The sequence below is a fragment of the Ancylomarina subtilis genome (assembly GCF_004217115.1).
Lineage (GTDB): Bacteria > Bacteroidota > Bacteroidia > Bacteroidales > Marinifilaceae > Ancylomarina > Ancylomarina subtilis.
Genome location: NZ_SHKN01000007.1, coordinates 40,617 through 64,304, shown reverse-complemented (window position 1 = coordinate 64,304; position 23,688 = coordinate 40,617). Strand labels below are relative to the sequence as shown.

The 23,688-nt window shown below is 37.7% G+C and carries 21 protein-coding genes and 2 tRNA genes; 10 read left to right on the top strand and 13 right to left on the bottom strand.

The features are described from left to right. Positions 1-37: 37 nt before the first annotated feature. From era to EV201_RS16130, 4 genes are all read left to right on the top strand, one after another. Positions 38-931, top strand: coding sequence for a GTPase Era (gene era / locus EV201_RS16145; protein ID WP_130308681.1), 894 nt, complete (start codon positions 38-40; stop codon positions 929-931). Positions 932-1,066: 135 nt separating this feature from the next. Continuing rightward, positions 1,067-2,374, top strand: a complete 1,308-nt coding sequence (der, locus tag EV201_RS16140) for a ribosome biogenesis GTPase Der (RefSeq protein ID WP_130308680.1) — start codon at positions 1,067-1,069, stop codon at positions 2,372-2,374. Positions 2,375-2,744: 370 nt separating this feature from the next. Continuing rightward, complete coding sequence (locus EV201_RS16135; RefSeq protein WP_130308679.1) at positions 2,745-3,473, top strand: hypothetical protein; 729 nt, start codon at positions 2,745-2,747, stop codon at positions 3,471-3,473. 9 nt (positions 3,474-3,482) lie between these two features. Continuing rightward, a complete protein-coding gene (locus EV201_RS16130) occupies positions 3,483-4,076 on the top strand; it encodes a response regulator transcription factor (RefSeq protein ID WP_130308678.1) in 594 nt (197 codons plus the stop codon). 25 nt (positions 4,077-4,101) lie between these two features. Here the strand turns inward: EV201_RS16130 and EV201_RS16125 are convergent, their stop codons facing one another. Then, positions 4,102-7,764 (bottom strand): sensor histidine kinase, encoded by a 3,663-nt coding sequence (locus EV201_RS16125; RefSeq protein WP_130308677.1) that lies wholly within the window; start codon positions 7,762-7,764, stop codon positions 4,102-4,104. 143 nt (positions 7,765-7,907) lie between these two features. Then, positions 7,908-8,381: a 23S rRNA (pseudouridine(1915)-N(3))-methyltransferase RlmH gene (gene rlmH / locus EV201_RS16120; RefSeq protein WP_130308676.1), complete on the bottom strand. Its 474-nt coding sequence runs from the start codon at positions 8,379-8,381 to the stop codon at positions 7,908-7,910. A gap of 255 nt (positions 8,382-8,636) precedes the next feature. Here rlmH and EV201_RS16115 point away from each other — a divergent pair, with 255 nt between their 5' ends. Next, a complete protein-coding gene (locus EV201_RS16115; RefSeq protein WP_130308675.1) occupies positions 8,637-9,032 on the top strand; it encodes a DUF4783 domain-containing protein in 396 nt (131 codons plus the stop codon). 59 nt (positions 9,033-9,091) lie between these two features. Here the strand turns inward: EV201_RS16115 and EV201_RS16110 are convergent, their stop codons facing one another. From EV201_RS16110 to EV201_RS16100, 3 genes are all read right to left on the bottom strand, one after another. Continuing rightward, entirely contained in the window at positions 9,092-9,793 is a 702-nt protein-coding gene (locus tag EV201_RS16110; RefSeq protein WP_130308674.1) for a uracil-DNA glycosylase, read from the bottom strand. Positions 9,794-10,077: 284 nt separating this feature from the next. Further along, complete coding sequence (locus EV201_RS16105; protein WP_130308673.1) at positions 10,078-11,583, bottom strand: glutamine synthetase family protein; 1,506 nt, start codon at positions 11,581-11,583, stop codon at positions 10,078-10,080. A 591-nt stretch (positions 11,584-12,174) separates the two neighbouring features. Next, a complete protein-coding gene (locus EV201_RS16100) occupies positions 12,175-13,125 on the bottom strand; it encodes a nucleoside recognition protein (protein WP_130308672.1) in 951 nt (316 codons plus the stop codon). Between the two features lie 204 nt (positions 13,126-13,329). On the opposite strand from EV201_RS16100, the gene EV201_RS16095 reads away from it, so the two are divergent. After that, positions 13,330-13,644 (top strand): panthothenate synthetase, encoded by a 315-nt coding sequence (locus EV201_RS16095; RefSeq protein ID WP_130308671.1) that lies wholly within the window; start codon positions 13,330-13,332, stop codon positions 13,642-13,644. Between the two features lie 64 nt (positions 13,645-13,708). Here the strand turns inward: EV201_RS16095 and EV201_RS16090 are convergent, their stop codons facing one another. The 4 genes from EV201_RS16090 to EV201_RS16075 form a co-directional block, all read right to left on the bottom strand. Further along, on the bottom strand, positions 13,709-14,167 hold the full coding sequence (locus EV201_RS16090) for a YbaK/EbsC family protein (protein ID WP_130308670.1): 459 nt from the start codon (positions 14,165-14,167) through the stop codon (positions 13,709-13,711). Between the two features lie 85 nt (positions 14,168-14,252). Further along, on the bottom strand, positions 14,253-15,008 hold the full coding sequence (locus EV201_RS16085; protein WP_130308669.1) for an MBL fold metallo-hydrolase: 756 nt from the start codon (positions 15,006-15,008) through the stop codon (positions 14,253-14,255). Positions 15,009-15,018: 10 nt separating this feature from the next. Then, entirely contained in the window at positions 15,019-15,399 is a 381-nt protein-coding gene (locus EV201_RS16080; RefSeq protein WP_130308668.1) for a putative signal transducing protein, read from the bottom strand. A 97-nt stretch (positions 15,400-15,496) separates the two neighbouring features. Then, the gene (locus tag EV201_RS16075) at positions 15,497-15,943 is read right to left on the bottom strand and encodes a DUF2059 domain-containing protein (protein WP_130308667.1); all 447 of its coding nucleotides are present in this window, start codon (positions 15,941-15,943) and stop codon (positions 15,497-15,499) included. 171 nt (positions 15,944-16,114) lie between these two features. Here EV201_RS16075 and EV201_RS16070 point away from each other — a divergent pair, with 171 nt between their 5' ends. After that, on the top strand, positions 16,115-16,708 hold the full coding sequence (locus EV201_RS16070) for a DUF2284 domain-containing protein (RefSeq protein ID WP_130308666.1): 594 nt from the start codon (positions 16,115-16,117) through the stop codon (positions 16,706-16,708). Between the two features lie 156 nt (positions 16,709-16,864). After that, positions 16,865-17,206, top strand: coding sequence for a hypothetical protein (locus EV201_RS16065; RefSeq protein WP_130308665.1), 342 nt, complete (start codon positions 16,865-16,867; stop codon positions 17,204-17,206). Positions 17,207-17,256: 50 nt separating this feature from the next. Here EV201_RS16065 and EV201_RS16060 read toward each other — a convergent pair. From EV201_RS16060 to mutS, 3 genes are all read right to left on the bottom strand, one after another. Beyond that, a tRNA-Leu gene (locus EV201_RS16060) sits at positions 17,257-17,340 on the bottom strand. A gap of 15 nt (positions 17,341-17,355) precedes the next feature. Next, a tRNA-Gly gene (locus EV201_RS16055) sits at positions 17,356-17,428 on the bottom strand. 268 nt (positions 17,429-17,696) lie between these two features. Further along, the gene (gene mutS / locus EV201_RS16050) at positions 17,697-20,312 is read right to left on the bottom strand and encodes a DNA mismatch repair protein MutS (protein ID WP_207224522.1); all 2,616 of its coding nucleotides are present in this window, start codon (positions 20,310-20,312) and stop codon (positions 17,697-17,699) included. Between the two features lie 429 nt (positions 20,313-20,741). Between mutS and EV201_RS16045 the strand changes: the two genes are divergently transcribed. Beyond that, positions 20,742-22,076, top strand: coding sequence for a saccharopine dehydrogenase family protein (locus tag EV201_RS16045; protein ID WP_130308664.1), 1,335 nt, complete (start codon positions 20,742-20,744; stop codon positions 22,074-22,076). A gap of 49 nt (positions 22,077-22,125) precedes the next feature. Beyond that, positions 22,126-22,881, top strand: coding sequence for a hypothetical protein (locus EV201_RS16040; protein ID WP_130308663.1), 756 nt, complete (start codon positions 22,126-22,128; stop codon positions 22,879-22,881). A 55-nt stretch (positions 22,882-22,936) separates the two neighbouring features. Here the strand turns inward: EV201_RS16040 and EV201_RS16035 are convergent, their stop codons facing one another. Then, the gene (locus tag EV201_RS16035) at positions 22,937-23,656 is read right to left on the bottom strand and encodes a tRNA1(Val) (adenine(37)-N6)-methyltransferase (protein ID WP_130308662.1); all 720 of its coding nucleotides are present in this window, start codon (positions 23,654-23,656) and stop codon (positions 22,937-22,939) included. Positions 23,657-23,688: the final 32 nt, after the last annotated feature.

Genomic DNA, 23,688 nt, shown 5'->3' with positions numbered 1-23,688 from the left:
TCTAAATTTCAAAATAACGAAACCTCATAATCACGATATGACAGAAAAAGTACCTCATAAATCAGGTTTTGTAAATATCATTGGAAATCCCAATGTTGGTAAATCAACCCTAATGAATAATTTGGTTGGTGAACGTATTTCGATTATTACCTCGAAATCGCAAACCACTCGCCACAGAATCAAAGGGATTGTAAATGGAGATGATTTCCAGATTGTATATTCAGACACACCAGGTGTATTGAAACCAAATTATAAGCTTCAGGAGTCGATGATGAAGTATTCAACCTCAGCTTTGGTTGATGCGGATATCATTCTGTATGTGACTGATGTGGTTGAAACGATCGACAAAAATGAAGAGTTTTTGAAAAAAGTTCAAGGTGCAACTGTTCCTGTTTTGTTGATTCTGAATAAAATTGACCTGACTGATCAGGCTAAACTGCTTAAGCTGTACGATCGTTGGAAAGAGAAAATTCCTCAGGCAGAAATTTTCCCTATGTCTGCCAAGGAAAATTTCAATGTAGAAAATCTATTCAACCGTATTCTTGAATTGCTTCCTGAAGGACCTCCTTATTTTGCAAAGGATGAGGTGACCGATTTGCCAGCACGTTTCTTCGTAACAGAAATTATTCGAGAGAAGGTCTTGATAAATTACGACAAGGAGGTGCCTTATAGCGTTGAGGTTGAAGTTGAGGAATATAAGGAAGAGCCAAAAATCATAAGGATTATGGCCGTTATAAATGTGGAGAGAACTTCGCAGAAAGGGATTATCATTGGTCATAAAGGAGCTGCTTTGAAAAAAGTGGGTACTGATGCCCGAAAAGATATAGAAGCATTTTTTGGAAAAAAAGTTTTCTTACAACTCTATGTGAAGGTTGCAAAAGACTGGAGAAGTAAAGATTCTCAGCTTAAGGGCTTTGGTTACCAACAGTAAGAGAATAAAATATAAGTATCCTTTTTAGGAGATGAGTGATTGAACAGTCTATGAGAGACGACGTATTCGCTCAAATAAATTTGAATAAAAATTCTTGAACCCTCTGTGGTATCAAGAATGAAAAATAATTAAGAAATGGGCAATATAGTTGCAATTGTAGGTCGTCCTAATGTTGGAAAATCTACACTATTTAATCGTCTGACAGGAACACGTAAGGCGATTGTGAATGAAACAGCGGGTGTAACTCGTGACAGAAATTACGGTAAGGCTGATTGGAATGGAACGGAGTTTTCATTAATCGACACGGGTGGATTCTCAGTGAATTCGGATGACGTTTTTGAAGACGAGATTCGTAAGCAGGTGATGTTGGCAATTGATGAATCTGATGCCATTTTATTTGTATTGGATGTTCAGCACGGTATCACAGATTTCGATGAGGCTGTCGCTAAGATTTTGCGTCGCACCAAGAAAAAAGTTTACGTTGTAGCCAATAAGGCTGATAACAGCGATTTGATTTTTGCTGCCAATGAATTTTATTCTTTGGGAATAGGTGAGGTCATTTATCCAATTTCATCGGTAAACGGATCGGGAACGGGTGATATGCTTGACGCTGTAGTTGCTGATTTTATCGAGAAGCCTGAAGAAGATGATATGGATCTGCCTCGTATTGCTTTTGTGGGTCGTCCTAATGTTGGTAAATCGTCAACAGTTAATGCATTATTGGGTGTTGATCGAAATATTGTAACCGATATTGCAGGGACAACACGTGATTCAATTCATACACGTTTCCAAGGGTTTGGGCATGACTTTATCATGGTAGATACGGCTGGTGTTCGTAAAAAACCAAAGGTAAACGAAGATCTGGAGTTCTATTCAGTGATGCGATCGATTCGTACGATTGAAAGTGCGGATGTTTGTGTATTGATTTTGGATGCAACTCGTGGGGTTGAGGCTCAGGATTTAGCCATTTACGACTTGATTATTAAGAATCGTAAGGGGTGTGTTGTTATGGTAAATAAATGGGATCTTTTAACCAAAGAAACCAATACCATGAAAGAGTTTGAAGCGGAGATTCGTAAGCGTTTGGCACCTTTCAACGATGTGCCTATTGTCTTTACGTCAGCAGTTGAGAAAGTTCGTTTGATTAAAGTTTTAGAATCTGCTATTATGGTTTACGAAAATCGTGTTCGTAAGATCAAAACTTCTGAATTGAATAAGGTGATGCTTAAGGCTATTGAAAACTTTAGACCACCAGCAGTAAAAGGGAAATTTATTCAAATTAAATATGTTTCTCAATTACCAACTTTTGCACCAAGCTTTGCATTTTACTGTAACTTACCTCAGTATATTAAAGATTCGTACAGACGTTATCTAGAGAATCAGATTCGTGATAATTGGGATTTCACAGGTGTACCCATTCAGATTTTTGTAAGAAAGAAATAAATTGAGACAGAGGGGATATCCTCTTATCAATAATACAATACAACGTGTGTTTATTCCCTGATCAGAATAAGCACACGTTTTTTTTTATGCTTCAACTTTTATAAATACCAACATATTGGTATTGTGGTATCATCTCTCTGAGGCTATTTTTGTCATAACAAAACAAAGCCAAGAAAGCTGAAATCAGATGAAGATCAAGAAAACTTTTGCCATAATATTTCTTTTTTAGTGTTAATATTTCATCCGATTTCAGTTTTTCAATTTATACTCGAGAGCTCTATTCAGACTTTATAGTCTGTTTTTGGGCTCTCGTCTTGTTATCTACAGAATAATGTGTAATTTAAATTATCAAACAATTAAAAATCATCATATGCGAATTACTAAGGATATGAAAATGGCGGATGTCATTCAAATGAATTACATGTTGATTCCCGTGATTTATCGTTTTGGAATTAACCTGGGTTTCGGAGATAAAAGCGTGAAAGAGATTTGTGAAGAAACGGATGTTGATCTTAATTTCTTTTTGCAATTGGTTAACACGTATCACGATAAAGACTATTTTCCTAAAGAAGAATTACAAACCATCCCCTCAAAAGATATTGTTGCTTATTTAAAAATGACTCACTCAAGTTATTTGAATGAGAAGCTTACTGAAATTGAAGGTTTGATAGAATCTTTGCAGCATGCCGAAGCTGAAGATGAAAAGTATATTCTTCTTATTCGGAATTTTTTCGAAGGTTATAAGAATGAATTAACTGAGCATATTTTGCACGAGGAGGATGTGGTATTTCCATATGTTTTGGCCGTTGAGGAGATTTGTACGTCGGGTATTGTTTCTGATTTGAATAGAAAAATTTTTGAATCTTTCTCAATTTCAATTTATCAGGAAGGACATGATGATGTGGAAGAAAAGTTGATGGATTTAAAAACCATCATGATAAAATATCTGACTCCTCCCAGAAATACAAATCTTTATCATAAGATTATCCAGTTGCTTTTTATGTTAGAGCAGGACCTGAATTACCATTCCCGAATTGAGGATAAAGTTTTGGTTCCAAAGATGATTTCGATGGAAAAAGCTGTTACAGAATTGATTTAAACCAGAGCTATGAATAATATTACAATTGTTGTTGCAGAAACTTCATATCTGATTCAGAAAGGTTTATGTGCGGTTCTTCAGAGTCTGGGAGATAATCATGTCATTCATAAGATGGATAAAGCGGAAGGCCTGTTTGAAAGCCTAAACACCCTTAAACCCAATATGCTTATTCTAAACCCCGATCTTTTTGATGGGAATTATGAATTGATTAAGAATGGGTGTGCCAAATTAAAAGCGTGTAAGCTTGTGATTATTTCCAACAAAAATAAAGATGAGGGAAAATTCGATGAGGATGCTTTTTTACATTATGAGGATACACAAAGCAAGATACTTGATTGTTTGGAAGGTGTGAAAAAGGATTTGGAAAGAAATAAGAAAGTTGAAAAATCTGATGAGCCGATTAGTGCACGCGAAAAGAATATCTTAAAGCATATTGCCTTGGGACTGACCAATAAAGAAATTGCCGACCAACTTTTTATTAGTATTCATACGGTTGTGACGCATCGAAAAAATATCACCCAGAAACTGGGGATTAAGTCGGTTTCAGGTTTGACTGTTTATGCGATTCTTAATAATCTAATCACCATGGATGAGGTCAAATAAGACTGACCAATCGGTTGGAATGGAATTAGCTCTTGATCAGTTTTGGTATTTTGACGTAAAAACAACTTCCTTTACCCAATTCTGATTCAACCCAAATTTCGCCACCAGCCTGCACCACGCTATTTTTAACTATGGCGAGTCCCAGTCCCATTCCACTTGATTTTGTGGTAAAGTTTGGATAGAAAAGTCGACCTTTAATTTTAGGATCAACGCCCTTGCCCGTGTCAGAAACCGAGCTAAGCCAGTAATCCGCTTCTTCATTCAATTCGATAATTATTTTTCCATCCTGATCAGTTGGAATGGATTCGATGGCATTGTTTATCAGGTTGACATAGATACGAACAAACTGCTCTCTATCCACACTCGCCATGGCTTCTTCAATTCCATTTAGTTTGAGTTCAATCTCATGTTTGTCATTTTTATAAAGTGAAAGCGCATGTTTCAAAATGTCGACCAGGTTTAAATCTTCAGCCTTTGCCTCGGGCATTTTGGCAAAATTTGAAAATGCTGTTGCAATGGACGAAAGGGTATCTATCTGATGAATGAGTGTTTCGCTGACTTGCTTGAGATGCTTGCCCCAATCCGGAGATTGATCCTCGTAACGACGCAAAAGAAACTGAATGCTTAGCTTCATTGGAGTTAAAGGATTTTTAATTTCGTGGGCGACTTGACGAGCCATTTCTCTCCATGCAGATTCTCGTTCGGATTGAGCCAGAAGTTCTGCTGACTGTTCCAGGTCAAGTAACATCTTGTTGTATACCCTAACCAAACTGCCTATTTCATCATTTTTGTTGTATTCAATGGCTGCACTGTGTGTGCCCAATCGTGCACTTTGCAATTTGTTTTCAATGAGTCTTAAGGGTTGTGTAATCTTGTTTGAGATAATTATGGAGACAAAAATGGCTATCAGGATCATAAACAAATGCAAGTTGATACCTGTAAGAATCAAATTGAAAAGCTCTGATTTTAAATCCTGACTTTTTATAAAATAGGGTAGATTTATAAAAGCCAGGCGTTGATTGTTGGCATCAACCAAGCTCTCATAGGCCGAAAGATATTCCATATTCCCAATTTTTTCTTTGTGAATAAAATGGGTCCTTTCTTTATAAAATAGCTGATAAAATGCCGAGAAGTTCATTTGCTGGCCCTGCAGCTTTTTCTCAAATATCTCGTGACGTGAAGAGGCTATTAGTTTTCCACTAGTATCATAAAGATGGATGTCTGCAAATATCAGGTTTGAGATTTGTTGTAATCTTTCGGTAATGACTTCTTTACTGGCTTTGAATTGTAAGTCCTGAATGATTTCTTGTTTTATAATCTGAAGTTTTTCACTCAGTTCCTTGTTGTGTTTTTGGTTAAATTGTTGGATGTTGTAATATACACTTCCACCTCCCAATAACAAGAAGAAAAGCATTAATACAGCTGTTATGGAATATTGTATGCGGTATTTAAAACTGTATTTTAATCTCAGTCGCCAAGGGAAACGTTCTATGAAACCGATGATGATGGTGAAGATATAAAAGAGAATAAAGACATATGGAATGGTAATGAATTTCTTCAGCCAAGTAACTTCTGGTGAGCTAAGTACAATAGAGTTCTCACCAAAACGGTAGATGAGGTGAGTGTAATGATCTCGTTTTATCCAGGCATGGTTTTCTTTTGATTTGCCAAAGCCTGCATCGTTTAGGTAATAGTTAAAAGAACCCGAAGAGGCAATCAGTTTTCCATTACGGTATTTTCCATAGGAATAATCTTTACCAGTAGCTTGAAGTTGAACTTTCTCATCAAGAAGAAGATCCGGATAGCCTAGACCTTGTGATCTGGATTTGGAGTCGAGGCGAATGAAAAGACGATGGGGTTTCGCTTTTTCGGATTGAAATTCAATTATCCCGAGGTATGATATCATACCATCGTATTCATTTAAGTTGTAGAAATTACTCCCCACAATCATTTCCCCATTTTTAAGAATCATTTCTTCGAAAAACTCATAACAGTTTCGAATCTGATTGTCGGGCTCAACGTTTAACTCATCATTTTCACTACAGACGGTGATTTGGGTATGAAATTGTTCCCAGTACCCGATAAAAAAACGGGTTTGAAGGAGATTTATAATTTCATTTTCGTTGATTATTGGTCTTTTACAGAGCTTTTTTAAGAGCGTGTCTGATTTGATCTTTTTCTCAAGTTCAATCAGTAAAGTTTCTGAGGTGGGACTGTATTCAGAAGATAGATTTAAACTTTCAATAACGCGAACTTGTTTTTCTTTTTGGCTGGAATACGTGTTTATGCGATTGCCAATGAATATCGAAACGGCCAGTAAGAGACTAATAAAAAATGTGTGGGAATAACTGGGTTTGGTGTATTGTTCGATGAAAATAATTGCAAATAGAAGAGATAATTCGAATAAAACGCCCAGCCACTCAATGGGCATTCCCATTAGTGTTTTAACAAGTGTAAAGCCACCAAAGAAAAGGATGATAGCTACAAGTCTTAGAGGAAGTGATATTTTATCTTTAATGCTTTTATTGGTTAATTTACCCAAAAGAATGAGGCTGTAGAATAGTTGTATCAGAACAACCATGCCAAACATGGAGTAGATCCAATTACTCTTTATCTCAAACATTTGGAAGGATAAGCTCGAATCTAAGACCAGATTTTTGAAGAGGATATTGATGGTTGCATATAAGAGCGAAAAGAATAGCAGGTTGATAAATAAGAAAATATAACTAAAGGTCAGCGCCTTGTTTCTAAGTAAAACCTGATGAGGAAGGTATTTGGTATAGGCATAAATGAAACTAAAAATAAAAAAGCTGTTTATTGCAAAATCACCCAATGATGGGAAATAGAACGAAGAGGCAAAAAGAACGGGTGAAAACAGTTCCATACTCGAAAAAACACTGGGAATACCTTTGCTTAGCATGATATATCTTAGTCCAATCATGAGCAGTCCAAAAATAAAAATGCCGATGGTTCTATACCATAACTTCTTCTTGATTCGAATGATTTGTATGGCTAACAATATCCCGAATAATAAGCTTAGAAAATAGAAGTAAACAGCCTTATTGAAATCGGTCTGGAAAAGGAAGTTGTCTTTTTCTTTTTCGAGGCTGAAAAGTGTTTCTCCTTTTTTGTTTTTAATTGCATTGGGATCATCGCTATGAAATTGGATGATGTATGAATCTGAAAGGTCGAATGCTTTAGCAAAATGCTTTTTTAAGTACTTATTTTCGTAGGAGTATTCTTGCTGAATTAGAATCAATCCCAGAAGTTGCTTGTTTTTATATTGAGTCTTTTTGATGTAGAACCATGCGTTGTCAATGAATGCGACCTTTGATTCGAAATTTTTGTTAATAATAGAATAGGGAAGATTGATTGAATTATTACTCCAATAAATCAGACTGTCCTTCTCCAGAGCAAAAAGGGAGAGCTCCCTGTTTTTGAGTTCATTTTCTTCGGTATTGAGATTGTCGGTATCAAAAATAAATTCATCTTGTTTCGATAGAGTTTCTGCCAAATAGCCTGTGAATTCATCCAATAAATTTTCCTTTTCAAGAAAAACTTTCTGAAAGTGATCAAGCTTATTTTTTGTGTTTTTTTTAGCATTTGCTTGTGAGTCGATAAGTATCCCGGTGAGTAATGAAAGGGATAGGACAACAAGCAAAAAGATGATGAATTTATTTTTTTTCAAGATCAGGGATATAAGTTACAACACATTCGTTTAAGAAAAACCGTTTCACAAGGATGATGCCATTCGTATTTAAACATCAAGGATTTAATCGATTCAAATTAAAATAAATACAGCTCTTAAATTAGCATAATTTACTGAGATCATCAAACGTGATGGTAGGGCTCATTTCGCAGAATCGTCATGGCTCTGTAAAGTTGTTCAGTAAAGATCATTCGAATCATTTGATGCGAAAAGGTCATCTTAGATAATGAGATTTTTCCTTGTGCCTGCTTGTATACTTCCGGTGAGAAACCGTAGGGGCCACCAATAACAAAAATAAGGTTTTTAATACCACTTAGCATCTTTTGTTCGATATACTGCGAAAAGCCTGTGGATGAAAACTCTTTACCTCCTTCATCTAAAAGAATAAGCAGATCGCCGCTTTTTACCTGCGCCAAAATCAGTTCGCCTTCCTTTTGCTTTTGTTGTTGTTCCGAAAGGTTTTTGGTGTTTTTAATATCGGGAATAATTTTCATTTCGTAAGGCATATAGTGTACCAATCGCTTTTGATACTCTTCTATGCCCTTTATCACAAAGTCTTTATCAGTTTTTCCAATAACAAGTAATGTGGTTTTCATATATCTGAGGTTGATTTATTGAACAAATTTTTAGCATTTAGATGAAACGCTTCTTTTATCGTCTTTAGTGTGTACGACTATGTTTCTGATAGGACAAAGATAGCTTCAGTCTGTTTGAAATAAAATATAAAGGTGGTACTAATCACGATAATATGGCTAAAAGATAAATTTTTAGTACATTCTTATTACCTTGCGTTTTGAATTCAGCATGGTATTTGTTCTAATGAGTTTGAATTTACGATAAACATTCATTTTATGAGATTTTTAAAATACATACTTATCATCGCCATACAGGTTCTGAGTATTTCTGCTTTTGCACAACAAGAACAAGATTTACCCAAAGGGCTGGTGGCATCATTTCAACAAGGGAATAGCATTAGTTTGGCTGGTTTCTTTAGTGATAGAATCGAGTTGAAGATTCAGGATAAGGAAGCCATTTATAGCCGATCGCAAGCCAAACAGATTATGGCGAAGTTTTTTGAAAAGTATAAGCCTAAAAGTCTGAAGAAGAAGCATATTGGTGGAAAAGCTGATTCGCCCTATTTTATTGGAACTCTAATGACCGATAATGGAAATTTTAGAACCACTTTTTTATTGAAAGGGGATGGGAATAAAGCTTTAATTCACAGGCTTAGTATAGAGCAGGAATAGATTTCGGGGAAAGAATAAAAAAATGGGGTTGTCGATAAATTCGGCAACCCCATTTTTTATTAAAAGTTTAAGCTTTTTTGAGCACTTTCATGTTTCAACTCCCAATTGATGGGTTCCAGACCTTGCTCCCTTAAATATCTATTGGTTTGACTGAATGGCTTACTACCAAAAAAACCACGATGAGCCGATAGGGGTGAAGGATGTGCCGATTTGATGATGTGATGCTTAGTAGAATCAATTTGAGCTCCTTTTTTCTGTGCATATGAGCCCCATAAAATAAAAACCAGCTGTTCTCTTTGTTCAGATAAAGCTTTGATGGCAGCATCGGTGAATTCTTCCCAACCTTTTTTCTGATGCGATCCCGCCTCATTAGCTCTAACAGTTAGCGTTGCATTAATTAGGAGAACACCTTGTTTGGCCCAGTCTTCCAGATTCCCTTTGCTCGATATGGGAATATTCAGGTCCTGATTCATCTCCTTATAGATGTTTCGTAAGCTGGGTGGGAATTTCATTTCATCATTCACCGAAAAAGCCAAACCGTTAGCCTGCTTAGGTCCGTGGTAAGGGTCTTGTCCTAGAATAACAACTTTGATCTGATTGAACGAACAGGAGTTAAATGCTCTGAATATAAGTTCCTGGGGCGGGTAGATTTCGTGTTCTTGATATTCATTATCAACAAAACGTTCCAGCTGTTTGAAATAGGGTTTTTCAAATTCAGCTTCCAGATATTTTTTCCAGCTTTCGTTTATATTTTTATTCATAGTTTATTCGGTTTTATGCGAAGATACGACTAATTGATGAGATGCTTGGGTGATACTTTGATTTGCTAATGCTAATGTGAGGATGTGTCGGTTTTAAGAAATGATGATTGTTATTCAAGAGGTAATCTGCGAATATCTGTTGTATTTGCGGGAATTTAATTGTTGTGAAGATGCAATACAAAAAGTAAGGGATCCCAGCCAATGGCTGAAATCCCTTTTGATTGTTAGTAGGTGTTCTTATTTGGTCGGTTTTCTTTTTGCAAGAAACTGATAGATCAATTTGATTACATGCAATGAATGTACTTGTCTACAATTGCCATAATCTCTTGGTGATGACCTAAGATACGATCGTTAAGACCATGGTCATTGTATGCCTTAAGGCCAGCAGCAACAGCATCAATACTTCCTGCTGGGAAAATATTGTTATTTTCGAAAACTTCACGTTTAGCCAATAGGCTGTCTGCACTTTCGTAACAACAAGTTGGTAGTTGCTCTAGTTTTTCAAGTTTTTCAGAGAAGTTAGAACTGAAAATATCCATATCCGCATATAAAGCTTCTGCTTTTTCCAGTGAATCCTCACTTTCCAAACCGTGCTGTACAGCTACGATTAAACCAGCAACCAGCATGTAGATATCTGCAGATCCATCAGGAACACGGAATTCGAAAGTTTGTTTGCTTGAGAAGTCACGCGTATCAGCTTGCTGCTGAGGATTTACTTCTTTAACCATATCTTTAGATCCTAACCATCCAAGTGGCACTCGTACCAATACAGAACGGTTACGGTCACCCCAACATACGTAGGTTGGCGCTTCCTGATGAGGAACTAAACGCAGGTATGAAGTTGGAATCGTATTACCAAATGCGGTTAATGGACCAGCAAGATCCATGATACCAGCAATTCCTTTTTTTGCAATATCACTCAGTTTACCATTCTCAACACATAGGTTTTTGCCATCTTTTTCAAGCATCATGTGAATATGAAGACCAGAACCGGCTTTCCCTACTGTGATTTTGGGAGCCCAGCTTACCAATGCACCTTCGCGGGCTGCCAACATACGAACGATCCATTTACCAATTAATAATTGATCAACAGCATCTTCTGCCTCAACAGGTATGAATTCAATTTCGTGTTGTTCGTAACCATCTTCGCGAAGAATAAAGTTACCCACCTCTGAGTGGCCATATTTGATTTTACCACCACATTGAGCAATAAGAACCATCGCTTCGCGACGTAGGTTTTCCCACTGAGTAAATGGCTGTGAATCGTGGTAGCCTTTTTGGTCTTCACCAGGATATAGTTCAGCTTTAGCACTCTTAATGTAGTACTCCAACTCACCCATGGCTTTAAAAGTCATGCCTGTTTTTTCTTTGAAACAATCGTGAGCTTTCTTAAGAATGTATTCAGGAGCACTCTCTAATGGTTCGCCCTGAGCAGTATAGAAAGAACATAGAATATCCAATGTTGGAATCTCTGAAAATGGGTTTACGAAAGCTGTTTTGAAACGAGGAATTACATAAAGGTCACTCGATCCTGCTTCGATAAATGGGAAAAGGCTTGACCCGTCAACGCGCTCACCAGTACTCAATATATTGTCAAGGTGGTTGCGGTCAGTTATAATAAAGTTTAATGTTTTTAATTTACCGTCGTTGGCAACGTAACGGAAGTTGATCATCTGAATGCCATTCTCCTCGATATATCGAATCAAATCCTCTTTGGTGAATTCATTTGGCATTTTTTGTAAGTACTGAACCAATTTGTTTGGGTTCAAAGCAACTGAAGCATTTGTCATGACGTAATTATTTATTTAATGTTTGTGTTTTAAGATTTGTCTGATGTTGGCAATTTGCATTAATGACTCATTAAATAATAGGTATGAGTTATAACGATTGCATGCTCGCATCTCAGTCTTGTTTTCAATTGCTAAAATAGAAGAGATATCCCTTGCTTTCCAAGCAGAACCCTGGATTTTGGCACTAACATGTTTTTGTTCTGAAAGCCTTGTTTTTATTGGGTTTAAGCTTGTTTTATGACTAGCTGGATGAGGTGAGATTTACTGTTGTACAGCATCCTGTTTCGAAGAGATTTATCTTCAAAAAAATGAATTTTTCGCTTAGCCCCCCTTTTCAATGGTAGTGGAGTATAGAAGCAGTACAATTAGTTGCTAATATCCCTGTTGGAGATAAGGTGATCTTTCAGCTTTATATGTAATTTCCTGAAATGACCCTAATTTTGATGGACCCCCATACAAAACGTCATTTTTTACAATGTGATTAGTTAAAAGGGGTAAATTTTTCTTGAAAACATCATCAAAATTAAATCAACCCCATATTTTTAAACTTTTCGATGATTATTGCGATTTAATACTGTTAAATACTGTGCTTTAATAGGCTATTTTTACAGTTTTCTGTTTTTTTTCCTTTAAGGCATTCTCAATTCTTCTCAGCCAAACTACAATAATGGCAAACAAAACGCGAGGAATGATAAGAACAGGAATAGAGTAGCCCAAACTTAAAAATAGAAGAGGATCTTCCAGTTGTGAATGGGATATGGCTAAATGATGATTGAGAAGATCGCATTCTTTGGGTTTGAGTTGCCCTTCTTCAACTTTTTGAAGCATCACGGCAGAACCATATGCAAGGCCAATGGTATTCCCAACCATCCATAGGAAAGAAGATTCCTTGGGTAAGCCCATCAATTTCATAAAAGGAGAAAGAGGCTTGGTCAGATATTTTAAGATACCGAACTCCTCCATACAACGCTGTACGATGAGTAGGGCATTAACCAAAATAACAATTTTAAGTAGAGTGGCACCAATTTGTGGTAGCCACGCGATGATGACTTGAGTCAAATTATCGCTCTGAGTCTGATAAGCGAAAGCACCGTCTGAGGGAGAGCCTGGCAGAATGAAATTGAGCAAGCCTCCAATAATAAAACTTGATACTAAGCGTAGCAAAAGCATGCGAGTTGCCGAAGAGCCTGTTTTTTTAAGAATAGCGGTTTCGATGAGGAAACCATGAGAAATGAGACACATAACAGCCAATATAGTACCATCACGGACGGGGAGTGCCAGAGTTGTGAGTACAGCCACAACGGAATAAATATTAGTGAAAATGCTGGTGATTAAAACGAGTGCTGCAACACCGGGCAGACCTATGATTCGAAAAACTGGACTGGTGTATTCAGCCATAATAACCAGCAGGCCGAAGTAATTCAATAAGAGGACAGCGAATGAAACGGGTAGCGTGAGTTTAATGAGCCATAAGGAGGTTTTTAAACCCGCAGGTAAAGCTTGTTTCACACATGTTAATAATCTATTATTGAAATCTTTCATGAGATTTAGTTTGCTTGTTAGTGGCTGTAAATCTAAAAAAGAATTCGGAGTTTTGTTGTGCTCGATTATATTGGGTGTGGATTTATTGTGAACGGTTGATTGAGATAGTGTAGATGTCTTTGGGCTTTTATATTGGGGGACTTATGATTGATCTTGACTGTTTTATTTCGTACCTTAATGTCTTATTAATTAAAATTGATAGTTATGAAGATGTTAGTTAATGTCATGTTTCCTGTAGAACCCTTCAATTCAATGGTTCGAAATGGTAAGGCTGGCGAATTAATTGGACGCATTCTTGAAGAGATCAAGCCGGAAAGTATTTATTTTACAGAACAAGATGGTAACCGTGGTGCTGTTATGATCGCAGAAGTTTCTGATGCATCCGCTATCCCATCCATTGCTGAGCCTTGGTTTTTAAACTTTGAAGCCTTTTGCGAATTTAGAATTGCTATGTCGCCTGATGATTTAATGAAGGCAAATCTTTCTAACCTTGGTAAAAAGTGGGATGAAACTCAGTAGGCGTTAAGGAAAGAAAGAATGAAGAGAGTCACGTCATATTCTGTGAGGTGATTTTTTTTGCGAATTATTTTACAAGATCAGCAGCCTTAGCTCCAATAAGCTGCATGAGATCACCAGGCTTTAGCTTAATCCTAAATTTGATTTTCCCACCACTCACAATGACTTGCTCCATTTTTATCGAGCTAATTTCAAGAAAGGTTTTGTATTGTTTTTTCATGCCGATAGGCGAGCAGCCTCCTTTGATATAACCCGTATTTGGTAAAAGTTCCTTTTCAGGAAGCATTAGGATCTTTTTTTCTTTGGCTGCACTCGCTGCTTTTTTGAGATCCAACTCGTTTGAAAGGGGAATTATAAAGACATACAGTTCCTTACTGACACCACGAGCAACCAGAGTTTTGTGAATGAGTGTGGCATCCGTATCTGGACTGTCTGAAGTGCCCAAGTCTGAAGAGTCTTTAGCTTCGTAGCTAATCTTATTTTTATCCAGAATGCGCAGTGCGTTTGTCTTTATTGTTTTGGCCATAATCATCCTTTTTAATCGATGAGTCGAAGTTAGGGAAACTGACTATTTCACGCAAAGAGTGCGGCATGATTCTTTAGGCGATTATCTAAAGCTTAATGACGTCGCCAGTGGCATATTTAATGGAATTAAATTCACTGTGAAAACGAACCAACGTTGGAAAATCGACACAATGCATCGGGTAAATGTGTTCTATCTTTTGTGATTTAAAATACTCAATTGTTTTTCTTACTGTAGCTTGATTTTTTTGTGTTAGATGAAAACCACCTACAACAGCATAAAGATTCTGTCCTGTTACCTTTCTGGCGTGTTCGCATATATTGCAAATACCGGCATGAGAGCAACCCGTTAGAACGATTAATCCTTTTTCTGTTTTTATGGCTATGGCAGAATCATCGAGCATGCTGTCGCCTTTGTGCTCGCCTTTTTCGAAACTCATTTCCCTTGGAATTTGACCCAAATAGAAAATGCCGGAAGTGAACTCCAGACTTGCTTCTGTGGAAATGACTTCAAAGTCGCGATTAAAAATATGAGCCTTCTCTTCAGAAACTTTATCAAGAATGTGCGGATGTAAAATCAGTTTTTTCTTCTCCTTAAATTCATGACTAAGCATGCCACTCGTGTGATCCCAATGGTGATGTGACAGCACAACAAAATCACTTCGGTTAAGATCGATATCCAGGGCATTTGCATTCTGCTTGTACAAACTGGTATGTCCAGTGTCAAAAAGAATGTTGGCCTGTTCTGTTTCCACAAAAGCTGAAAAGCCCCATTCCGATCGACAAAAACGAGCAGCTCTTTTGCTTGTTTCGTTCTCGCAAAGTATGGTAATTTTTGTTTCCATTGGTTCTGTTTTAAAATTCAGTTTTGCAATCTTGGCACTTGTACACACTTTTTAGGTTGTTGAATGGTGTCGCTGTGATAAGAGAAAAGAAGATGATAAAGATTTTTTTGACTTTATTCTGACCTAAACTAAATTTGATGTTTCTCGATTGGCAATTGGGACAAATGCATTCTTGTTTGGTGTTTAGTTCTAAAATTTCACTTGCCTTATTATAATCCAAGTCACTAATCATGATTTGTATGCCGGAATTCAAGATGCGATTGTAATGCGGCATCAAATTCGCAAAATTCTCATTGGTAATAAAAGCTTCGATGCCTTCATTTTTAAGCCGACCTTTAATTAGGTTGGCTTCAACGGCAGACTCGCATGTCATTAATCGAACGATGCTCATAGTTTTGAGTTTCTATAAATGAGGAGTAGTTTCTAATAAAAAAATTGCTGCAAAGTAATGAAACTAAGCAGCAATTTATAGAAGATGTTGGATTAAATTAATATCCTTTAGCCTTCATTTTGGCTGCGAAATCCTGACCGATTTTCATGCCCCATTGCTGTCCCACTTGCATGGCTTCGCGAGTGAGTAGTGGTGTTTTCTTTGCAAATTTTGTCCCGATAGGCGTTTTGTAAAATTTAATAAGTTCTTGCAAATCTTTTTGAGTCAGATGTTTTTGATAGGCAGGAGCCAGCATCACCACAAGCTCATCCATTGATGCTTTTTGAAATTCCGCTTCCATCTCGGTCCAAATTTCTGCTGATACTTGAGGGTATTGTCCTTTGTAGGCCGCCAATATTTGGTTGATGGCTACTTTAAATGTTTCTTCTGAGCCCGATACCTGAAACATTTCAGACAGGGTGTTTTCATAAGCCTTATCATTTTGTGCAAATGAGCTAAAAGAGAATAGAATGAAGAATGCTAAAATAGAGAGTGTTCTTTTCATTTATTGAGTATTGGATTGTTTTTAACGCGTATTTTAAGCGTGATTGACTGATCATAAAGATAGTGTTTAAAGATAGGAAACAAAGGGACTCTAAGTAAAATTTTAAATGCAGAATATCTCAGTTTGTTTTTGAATCGCTAGTTTTGCTACTCAGCTAATTAATAAAACAGGATGAATAAGACTATTCCCAATTTCACTTTGCATATTTCGGAAAATTCCATCGAAGAGCTTTTTCAATATTATTTTCCTCACGAAATATTAGGCTATTGTAGTAAGTGTCCAAATTTTGGTGCTTTCTGGTCGTGTCCACCTCACGATTTTGATATAGTTGAATATCTGAATCAGTATAAGTTTGTGAATATTATCGGGATCAAGCTTTCTTTGAATAAGAATTTAGATTCCAGTGAGTCTATCGTGGATTATCATGCTCAAAAGAAATGCTTTAATCAGAGGTTGTTGTCAATTGAAGCTGACTTTCCTTATAGTGAAATCTTAATTTCCGGGCATTGCTGGCAGTGTAGATCATGCGCCAGAGACAGAGGAAACCCGTGTAATTTTCCGGATAAAAAAAGACATTCTTTGGAATCTCTGGGGATAAAAATATCGGAAATTATAAAAGATAAATTCAACGATTCATTACAGTGGAAAAAAGGTGAGATGCCTGAATATTTGTACATTGTTCAGGCTATTTTATCTGATAAGAGAATTAATCAAGTTGAATTGAGTAGAAAACTGATTGAGGTTTTTGGAAGAATAGGTTATTAGTTGTTTTATTCTCTCAATTGTGTAATTGGTAGACTTCAGAATTTTATTCTTCGTTTCTAATTTCAAATAGGCTTGTCCTATTTGTGTAATCCATTCATCAAATAGTTCAGACAAAGCATCCACTTTTTTTGTAAATTGGCTGGATAACTGGATATAATGAATAACTCTAACCAACCAATTGTATATCCGAAGTGTAGATGTAAAGAGGGGCAAGAATCAGACTGGGAACACTTAAACGAAACATGTATTGGTATCCGACCTGTTATAAGGAAAAGTTTTGGCATCATTTTATTGATTTTAGCCATGACTAGTCTTTATGAAGCTCTTTCAACAATTATCTATATTGACGATGAATTATTTTTCTGGGGCATGTCTGTCTCTGCCTTTATTTTTGCGGGTCTGTCTTACTACCTTTTAAGAATTTGTTCGATTAAGGAGATGACCATCCGTTGTAGAAAATGCGGTTTTGAAACCACTATTAATTTTAAGGGAAAGTGAAAGATTAAGGCATAAAAAAAGCTCCAATCTTGTGATTGAAGCTTTTTTTGTACCCGGAGCGGGACTTGAACCCGCACGGCCGTGAAGCCACTGGATTTTAAGTCCAGCGTGTCTACCAATTCCACCATCCGGGCATCCTTAAAGGATTGAGCGAGAAACGAGACTCGAACTCGCGACCCCAACCTTGGCAAGGTTGTGCTCTACCAACTGAGCTATTCTCGCATAGTGCTTTTGCTCCTTCCGGTGAATCAACAAGGCTCGGCAGCCATTGTTTTTTCGTTTTGACGTTGCAAATATATGCGCTTTTTTTGATTCTGCAAAAGAAAAAATGAAAATAGCTTCTTTTTTTTCACTTTCTCGGAATACTAATAAAACCGCAGGGTTCGTGACTTCCTGAAAGTCAGAGAATCACTATTGAAATGACTGGACTGAAAAAAAATGTATTTTTTTTGAAAAACATTTTTCTCAGTCCAGTTAAATTCTTGTTGGATTACAATCCGGATATTTTTTTGATCTCGTTAAGTTTGTTTAGAGCTTCAATCGGAGTCAGATTATTAAGATCCATTCCTCGTATTTCATCGCGAATTTGTTGCAGAACGGGATCGTCCATTTGAAAAAAGCTCATCTGAAAACCCTCGCGTTGTTGTGCGATATCGCCAACAGGCTTGGCCAGAGCTTCACCGTTTTTGTTACCTTCAAGCTGTATGAGGATATCATCTGCACGTTTCACCACCGATTTGGGCATGCCAGCCATTCGGGCAACATGAATACCAAAACTGTGGTTGGATCCGCCCGGAACCAATTTGCGTAGGAAAATCACCTTATTATTGACCTCTTTAACCGACACATTGAAGTTCTTCACTCTGTTGAAAGAATGCTCCATTTCGTTCAGCTCGTGATAATGGGTTGCGAAAAGGGTTTTCCCTTTAAACTTAGGATGCTCGTGTATATACTCCACAATCGACCAGGCAATGGATATCCCATCATAGGTACTGGTTCCACGTCCTAATTCATCTAAAAGAATAAGGGAGCGGGAAGACAGATTGTTCAAAATACTGGCCGCTTCATTCATCTCGACCATGAAAGTTGATTCGCCCAAAGAGATATTATCGGAGGCACCTACACGGGTGAAAATCTTATCCACGTAACCGATTTTAGCTTCTTCTGCCGGAACAAAACTACCAATCTGAGCCATCAGTACAATAAGGGCTGTTTGACGCAGTAGGGCTGACTTACCTGCCATATTGGGTCCTGTAATGATAATCACCTGCTGTTTGTCGTTATCCAGATACACATCGTTGGCAATATAAGATTCCCCAATCGGCAGCTGTTTTTCAATCACAGGATGACGTCCCTGTTTGATATCGATCACCTGGCTGTCATTAATTTCAGGGCAGCTGTACTGATTTTCCTTGGCCAATTTGGCAAAAGAAAGCAGACAGTCCAATCGGGCAATCATAGCAGCATTCAGCTGAATGGAGCTGATGTAATCGGTAATACTGATCACTAGGTCGTTGTATAGACGGGTTTCAAGAGCTAGAATTTTTTCTTCAGCTCCTAAGATCTTGTCTTCATAATCTTTGAGCTCCTGAGTGATATAACGCTCGGCACTTACTAGTGTTTGTTTGCGAATCCACTCTTCAGGAACTTTATCCTTATGTGTGTTTCGGATTTCGATATAGTAGCCAAATACATTGTTGAAGCCAATTTTTAAAGATGGAATACCGGTGCGCTCGCTTTCGCGAACCTGCATCTGTAATAAGTAATCTTTTCCTGAAAAGGCAATCTTTCTCAAATCATCAAGGCTAGCCGATACACCATCAGCAATCACGCCCCCTTTGCTCACCATAGCCGGAGGATCTGCTTTGATTTCATTCTCAATTTTCTCACGTATACTCTGACAGGGGTTCAGTTGCTCACCAATTTTCACCAGGTTTTCATTTCCTGATTGCAGGCAGCTGGTTTGAATGGGTTCAATGGCGATGAGTGCATTCTTAAGCTGTACCACCTCACGTGGCGAAATTCGTCCCACTGCAACTTTGGATATAATCCGTTCCAGATCACCAATCTGTTTGATTTCATCTTCAATATCCCAGGCTTTCTCTTCATTGGCATGAAAATACTTCACCACATCCAAACGGTTGTTGATGCGAACAGGATCTTTAAGTGGTAGAGCTATCCATCGTTTAAGTAACCTTGATCCCATAGGCGACAAGGTTTTGTCCATCACCTGAGACAGGGTTTTAGCCCCCTCGTTTAAGGCGCCAAAGAGTTCCAGATTACGAAGCGTAAACTTATCTAGCCACACATAACGATCCTCTTCGATTCGCGCAATTTGAGTGACATGCCCTGCTTGCGAATGCTTGGTGAAATCCAAATACTGAAGAATAGCGCCTGAGGCAATAATACCATCCCGAAGGTTGTGTACCCCAAAGCCTTTGAGGGAATTGGTTTCGAAATGTCTGAGTAAGCGATCCTGGGCAGCCGTTTCAGTAAAGACCCAATCGTCCATGGTGAAGGTGTAAAATTTACCCCCAAACAATTCATGAAATTGTTTTTCTTTTCCTTTCTGATAGAGAACTTCTTTGGGTTGAAAGTTACCCATCAGTTTGTCGATATATTCAAAGCTTCCTTCAGCTGTCAGGAATTCACCCGTCGAAACATCGAGAAAGGCAATACCAGCCGATTTTTTCTCAAGATGCACACAGGCTAGAAAGTTATTTTCCTTGTGTTCAAGGACATTGTCGTTGTAGGATACGCCTGGAGTAACCAATTCTACAATGCCTCTTTTGACCAGGGTTTTGGTTTTTTTAGGATCTTCCAGTTGCTCACAAATAGCCACACGCATGCCAGCTCTTACCAATTTTGGCAGATAGGTATCAATGGCATGATGAGGAAATCCGGCCAGTTCCACATAGGAGGCCGAACCGTTTGCTCTCTTGGTTAGAGTAATGCCTAAAATTTCAGATGTGCGAATGGCATCATCTGAGAAGGTTTCATAAAAATCTCCCACACGAAACAATAAGATAGCATCAGGATGCTTGTCTTTCATTTGATAATATTGTTTCATCAAAGGGGTCTCAACTGCTTTTTTTTGCTTTGCCAAGGACTTATATTTTGTTGCCGTTTTGCTTGATGGGATCAATCATAAAGCAAGGGGCGAATGATATGCTTCGATTAATTGTATACTTGCCGTTAATTATTGCTGGTGTTAAATATCAAGTATTTAACGGGGCTTAATCGGCTCTTTATTTTCAACCTGAAAAATGAATCAGGGAAGGTAAAATAAATTTAGAACAAATATAAGCTTTGATGGAGACTTATTAAAAGAGCTTTGCTGTTTTTTAATAATCTGTTTGTTGAGCAACCTTTTTATAAGATTAAGGGGATCTAAAATTTATTATAAAATTCAAAACGAACTGATTCTTAGTTTTTCTGCAAAATAATACCTCATTGTCTTTTTATATTGCTCTTTTCTTGCAATATTTAATGATCAAAATCTGAACCCAAAACCCAATTTGAATTTTCTTATACTATGGAAACCATTTTAATCGTTGGAGCAGGCCTATCTTCCACGAGTCTGATAGACTACCTTTTGGAACATGCAAGCGAAAATCAATGGCAAGTTCGTTTAGCCGATATGTCGTTGGAGCTTGCTCAAAGTAAAATCAAGCAAAATGCCAATGGCTTTGCCTTTAATTTTGATGTCTCGGATAAAGAAGAGCGAGCTCGGGAAGTGGATAAGGCTGATTTGGTTATTTCTATGCTACCACCCCCTATGCATCCTATGTTGGCGCGTGAATGTGTGAAGCAGAGTAAGCCATTTTTGAGCCCGTCCTATGTGTCGCCGGAAATGCAGGTTTTGGATAAAAAGGCAAAAGAACGTGGCGTTCTTTTATTGAACGAGCTGGGTGTTGATCCGGGGATCGATCATATGTCAGCGATGAAAATTATTGATGAGATTAAAGCCAAAGGGGGAGAGTTGTTGAGTTTTAGATCCTATTGTGGAGGTATTTTAGCTCCTTCATGCTCAACGAATATTTGGCAGTATAAATTTACCTGGAATCCACGTAATGTAGTGACAGCCGGACAAGGTGTAGCGACTTATAAGGAAAAAGGTCAATATAAATACTTGCCATATCAGCAAGTGTTTGCACATCCTCTTAAAACAATTATGCCCGGGTATGGCGATTTTGAGGTGTATCCCAATAGAGATTCTCTTTCGTACAGAAGTCTGTATCACATTGAAGAGATTCCTAGTATTTTGAGGGGTACCATGCGTCGGCCAGGTTTTTGTCAGGCCTGGAATGCGTTTGTAAGTTTGGGCTGTACCGATGAATCCTATGTGATGCGTGATTCTGAAAACCTGACTTACAAGGAATATATTGAGAGTTTTCTACCTTATGACGAGCGATCTGTTGAAGTGCGATTTGCCGATTGCATTGCGGTCTCACCAGATGATCCAATTATGGAAAAATTCCGATGGTTGGATTTATTCTCTGATAAGAAAGTGGGGGTGAAAGAAGGAACACCTGCTTTGATTCTTCAGAAAATTTTGGAGGAAAAGTGGACGCTTGATCCCGATGATAAAGATCTTTTGGTAATGCAGCATCAGTTTGTTTATCAATTAAATGGTCAGCAAAAGAAAATTACTTCGTCGATGAGTTATGAGGGGAAAGATCAGAACCATACGGCTATGGCTTACACGGTTGGTTTACCTCTGGCTATTGCTGCTAAGTTGATTCTTCAATCTAAGATTAGTCTGGCTGGTGTTCAGATTCCTGTTTCATCTCAGATTTATGAACCTGTTTTAAAAGAGTTGAAAGAATTAGGGGTTTATTTCACCGAGACTGTAGAAGATTGTAGGTAAACTTGAGTTCATTTTCTTAAGTTTGTAGATCAATCAGCTAATAAATTTCATGAGAAAATCTATTTTGTTTTCCCTTTTGGGGCTTTTAATTATAGCATCGTCATGTAGCAGTTTGCCTGCACTTCAGTCAAGTTGGAATGAAACTTCATCTATTCAAAATTCTTTGGAGGGGGTTGAGGCTAATGTTTTCTTTCCCGAAGATGAGCTGACTCTGAAGTTGTCTAATGATAAATCCTATCTGGATATTATCCTGTCTACAAATTCACCACTGACATTGAATAGAATCTATAATTTGGGATTGAGTATCTGGTTGGATCCTGATGGGAAGAATAAGCAAGTTTTTGGTATAAATTTTCCTTTGCCTGTTGAAAAGCCCTATTCCAGAATTGATTTTAAAAATTACATAAATCGCTTCAGTTCAAATGAATTGCAAGAAGAATATTTCGATCGATTTCAGAAGTATGAATATGAGGATGCTCGTTTAAAAGAGAATGTCAGTGTGAGTACACTTGAACAGGATGAGGATTGTCAGGTGCGTTTGAATTCTAATAATCAGGTATTGTTTTCATGCCATATCAGACTTGCTTTAAGTAAGCTGATGGGAACAGATTTTAAATTGGTTGGCAACGAGAAAGTGGGTATCAGCATCTTTAGTACCTTGCTTCCGACTGAGGTCTATCGTTCTTCACTTTCAAGTAAGGAGGTGATTAACCAACGGCTAAATAGACTCAAGGCCGGGGATGATCCTAACAGACAGGAGTTGATAGAGCAATGGACAAACTTTAGTTTAGCCACTGGTCATTAGACGATGTGATGGTAATCTGAGGATTTACTGACTGATGAGCGGGTAAAATGCTGGCTTACATCTTTAAATAGAAAGCTTTGCAAAGCTCAATATACTCGGGACTGTAAACATGTCGCTGACCATTTTCAACACATATTGAGCCTTCTTCCGTATTCGAATTTATTAGAGTCAATTCAATCAGGAGTCGTTTGGCTGGTTTGCCTGGATTGGGAAGAACCTCAATTCTTTTACTTAGGCTGAATCCTGTAATTCGAGCCAATCGAATAAAATAATCGCCTTCAGTTACGGGCAAAATGACAGAAAATCTGCCTTCAGGATTTAATAAAGCTTTTGCTCCTTCAATTAAATCTTCGAACGGCAAACCATCGGTATGTCGTGCCTGCGTGCGGGATTCCTCTTTTGCCTTCAGTGAATTGATAAAATAGGGTGGATTGCTAACAATTACGTCGTATTTAAGGCTTGTTTTGCAGATGAAATCCTGAAAAGAAGTACGATAGGCTTCAATTTGGCTCGACCAAGGACAATCGTCAAAGTTATTAACAGCTTGTTGATAAGATGAAGCATCAATTTCTACGGCATCAATCTTTGAAGTTTTCTCTGTTCGCTGAGCCAACATGATGGCAATTAAACCTGTTCCTGTTCCAATATCCAGAAAAGATCTTGCCCCATTGACATCTGCCCATGCGCCTAATAAAACCCCATCAGTTCCCACTTTCATTGCAGAACCATCCTGATTGATTTTGAATTGCTTGAATTGGAAATAGGAATTAGCCATGTTTTAATGCTTAGAGTATTTTATCGTCTTGT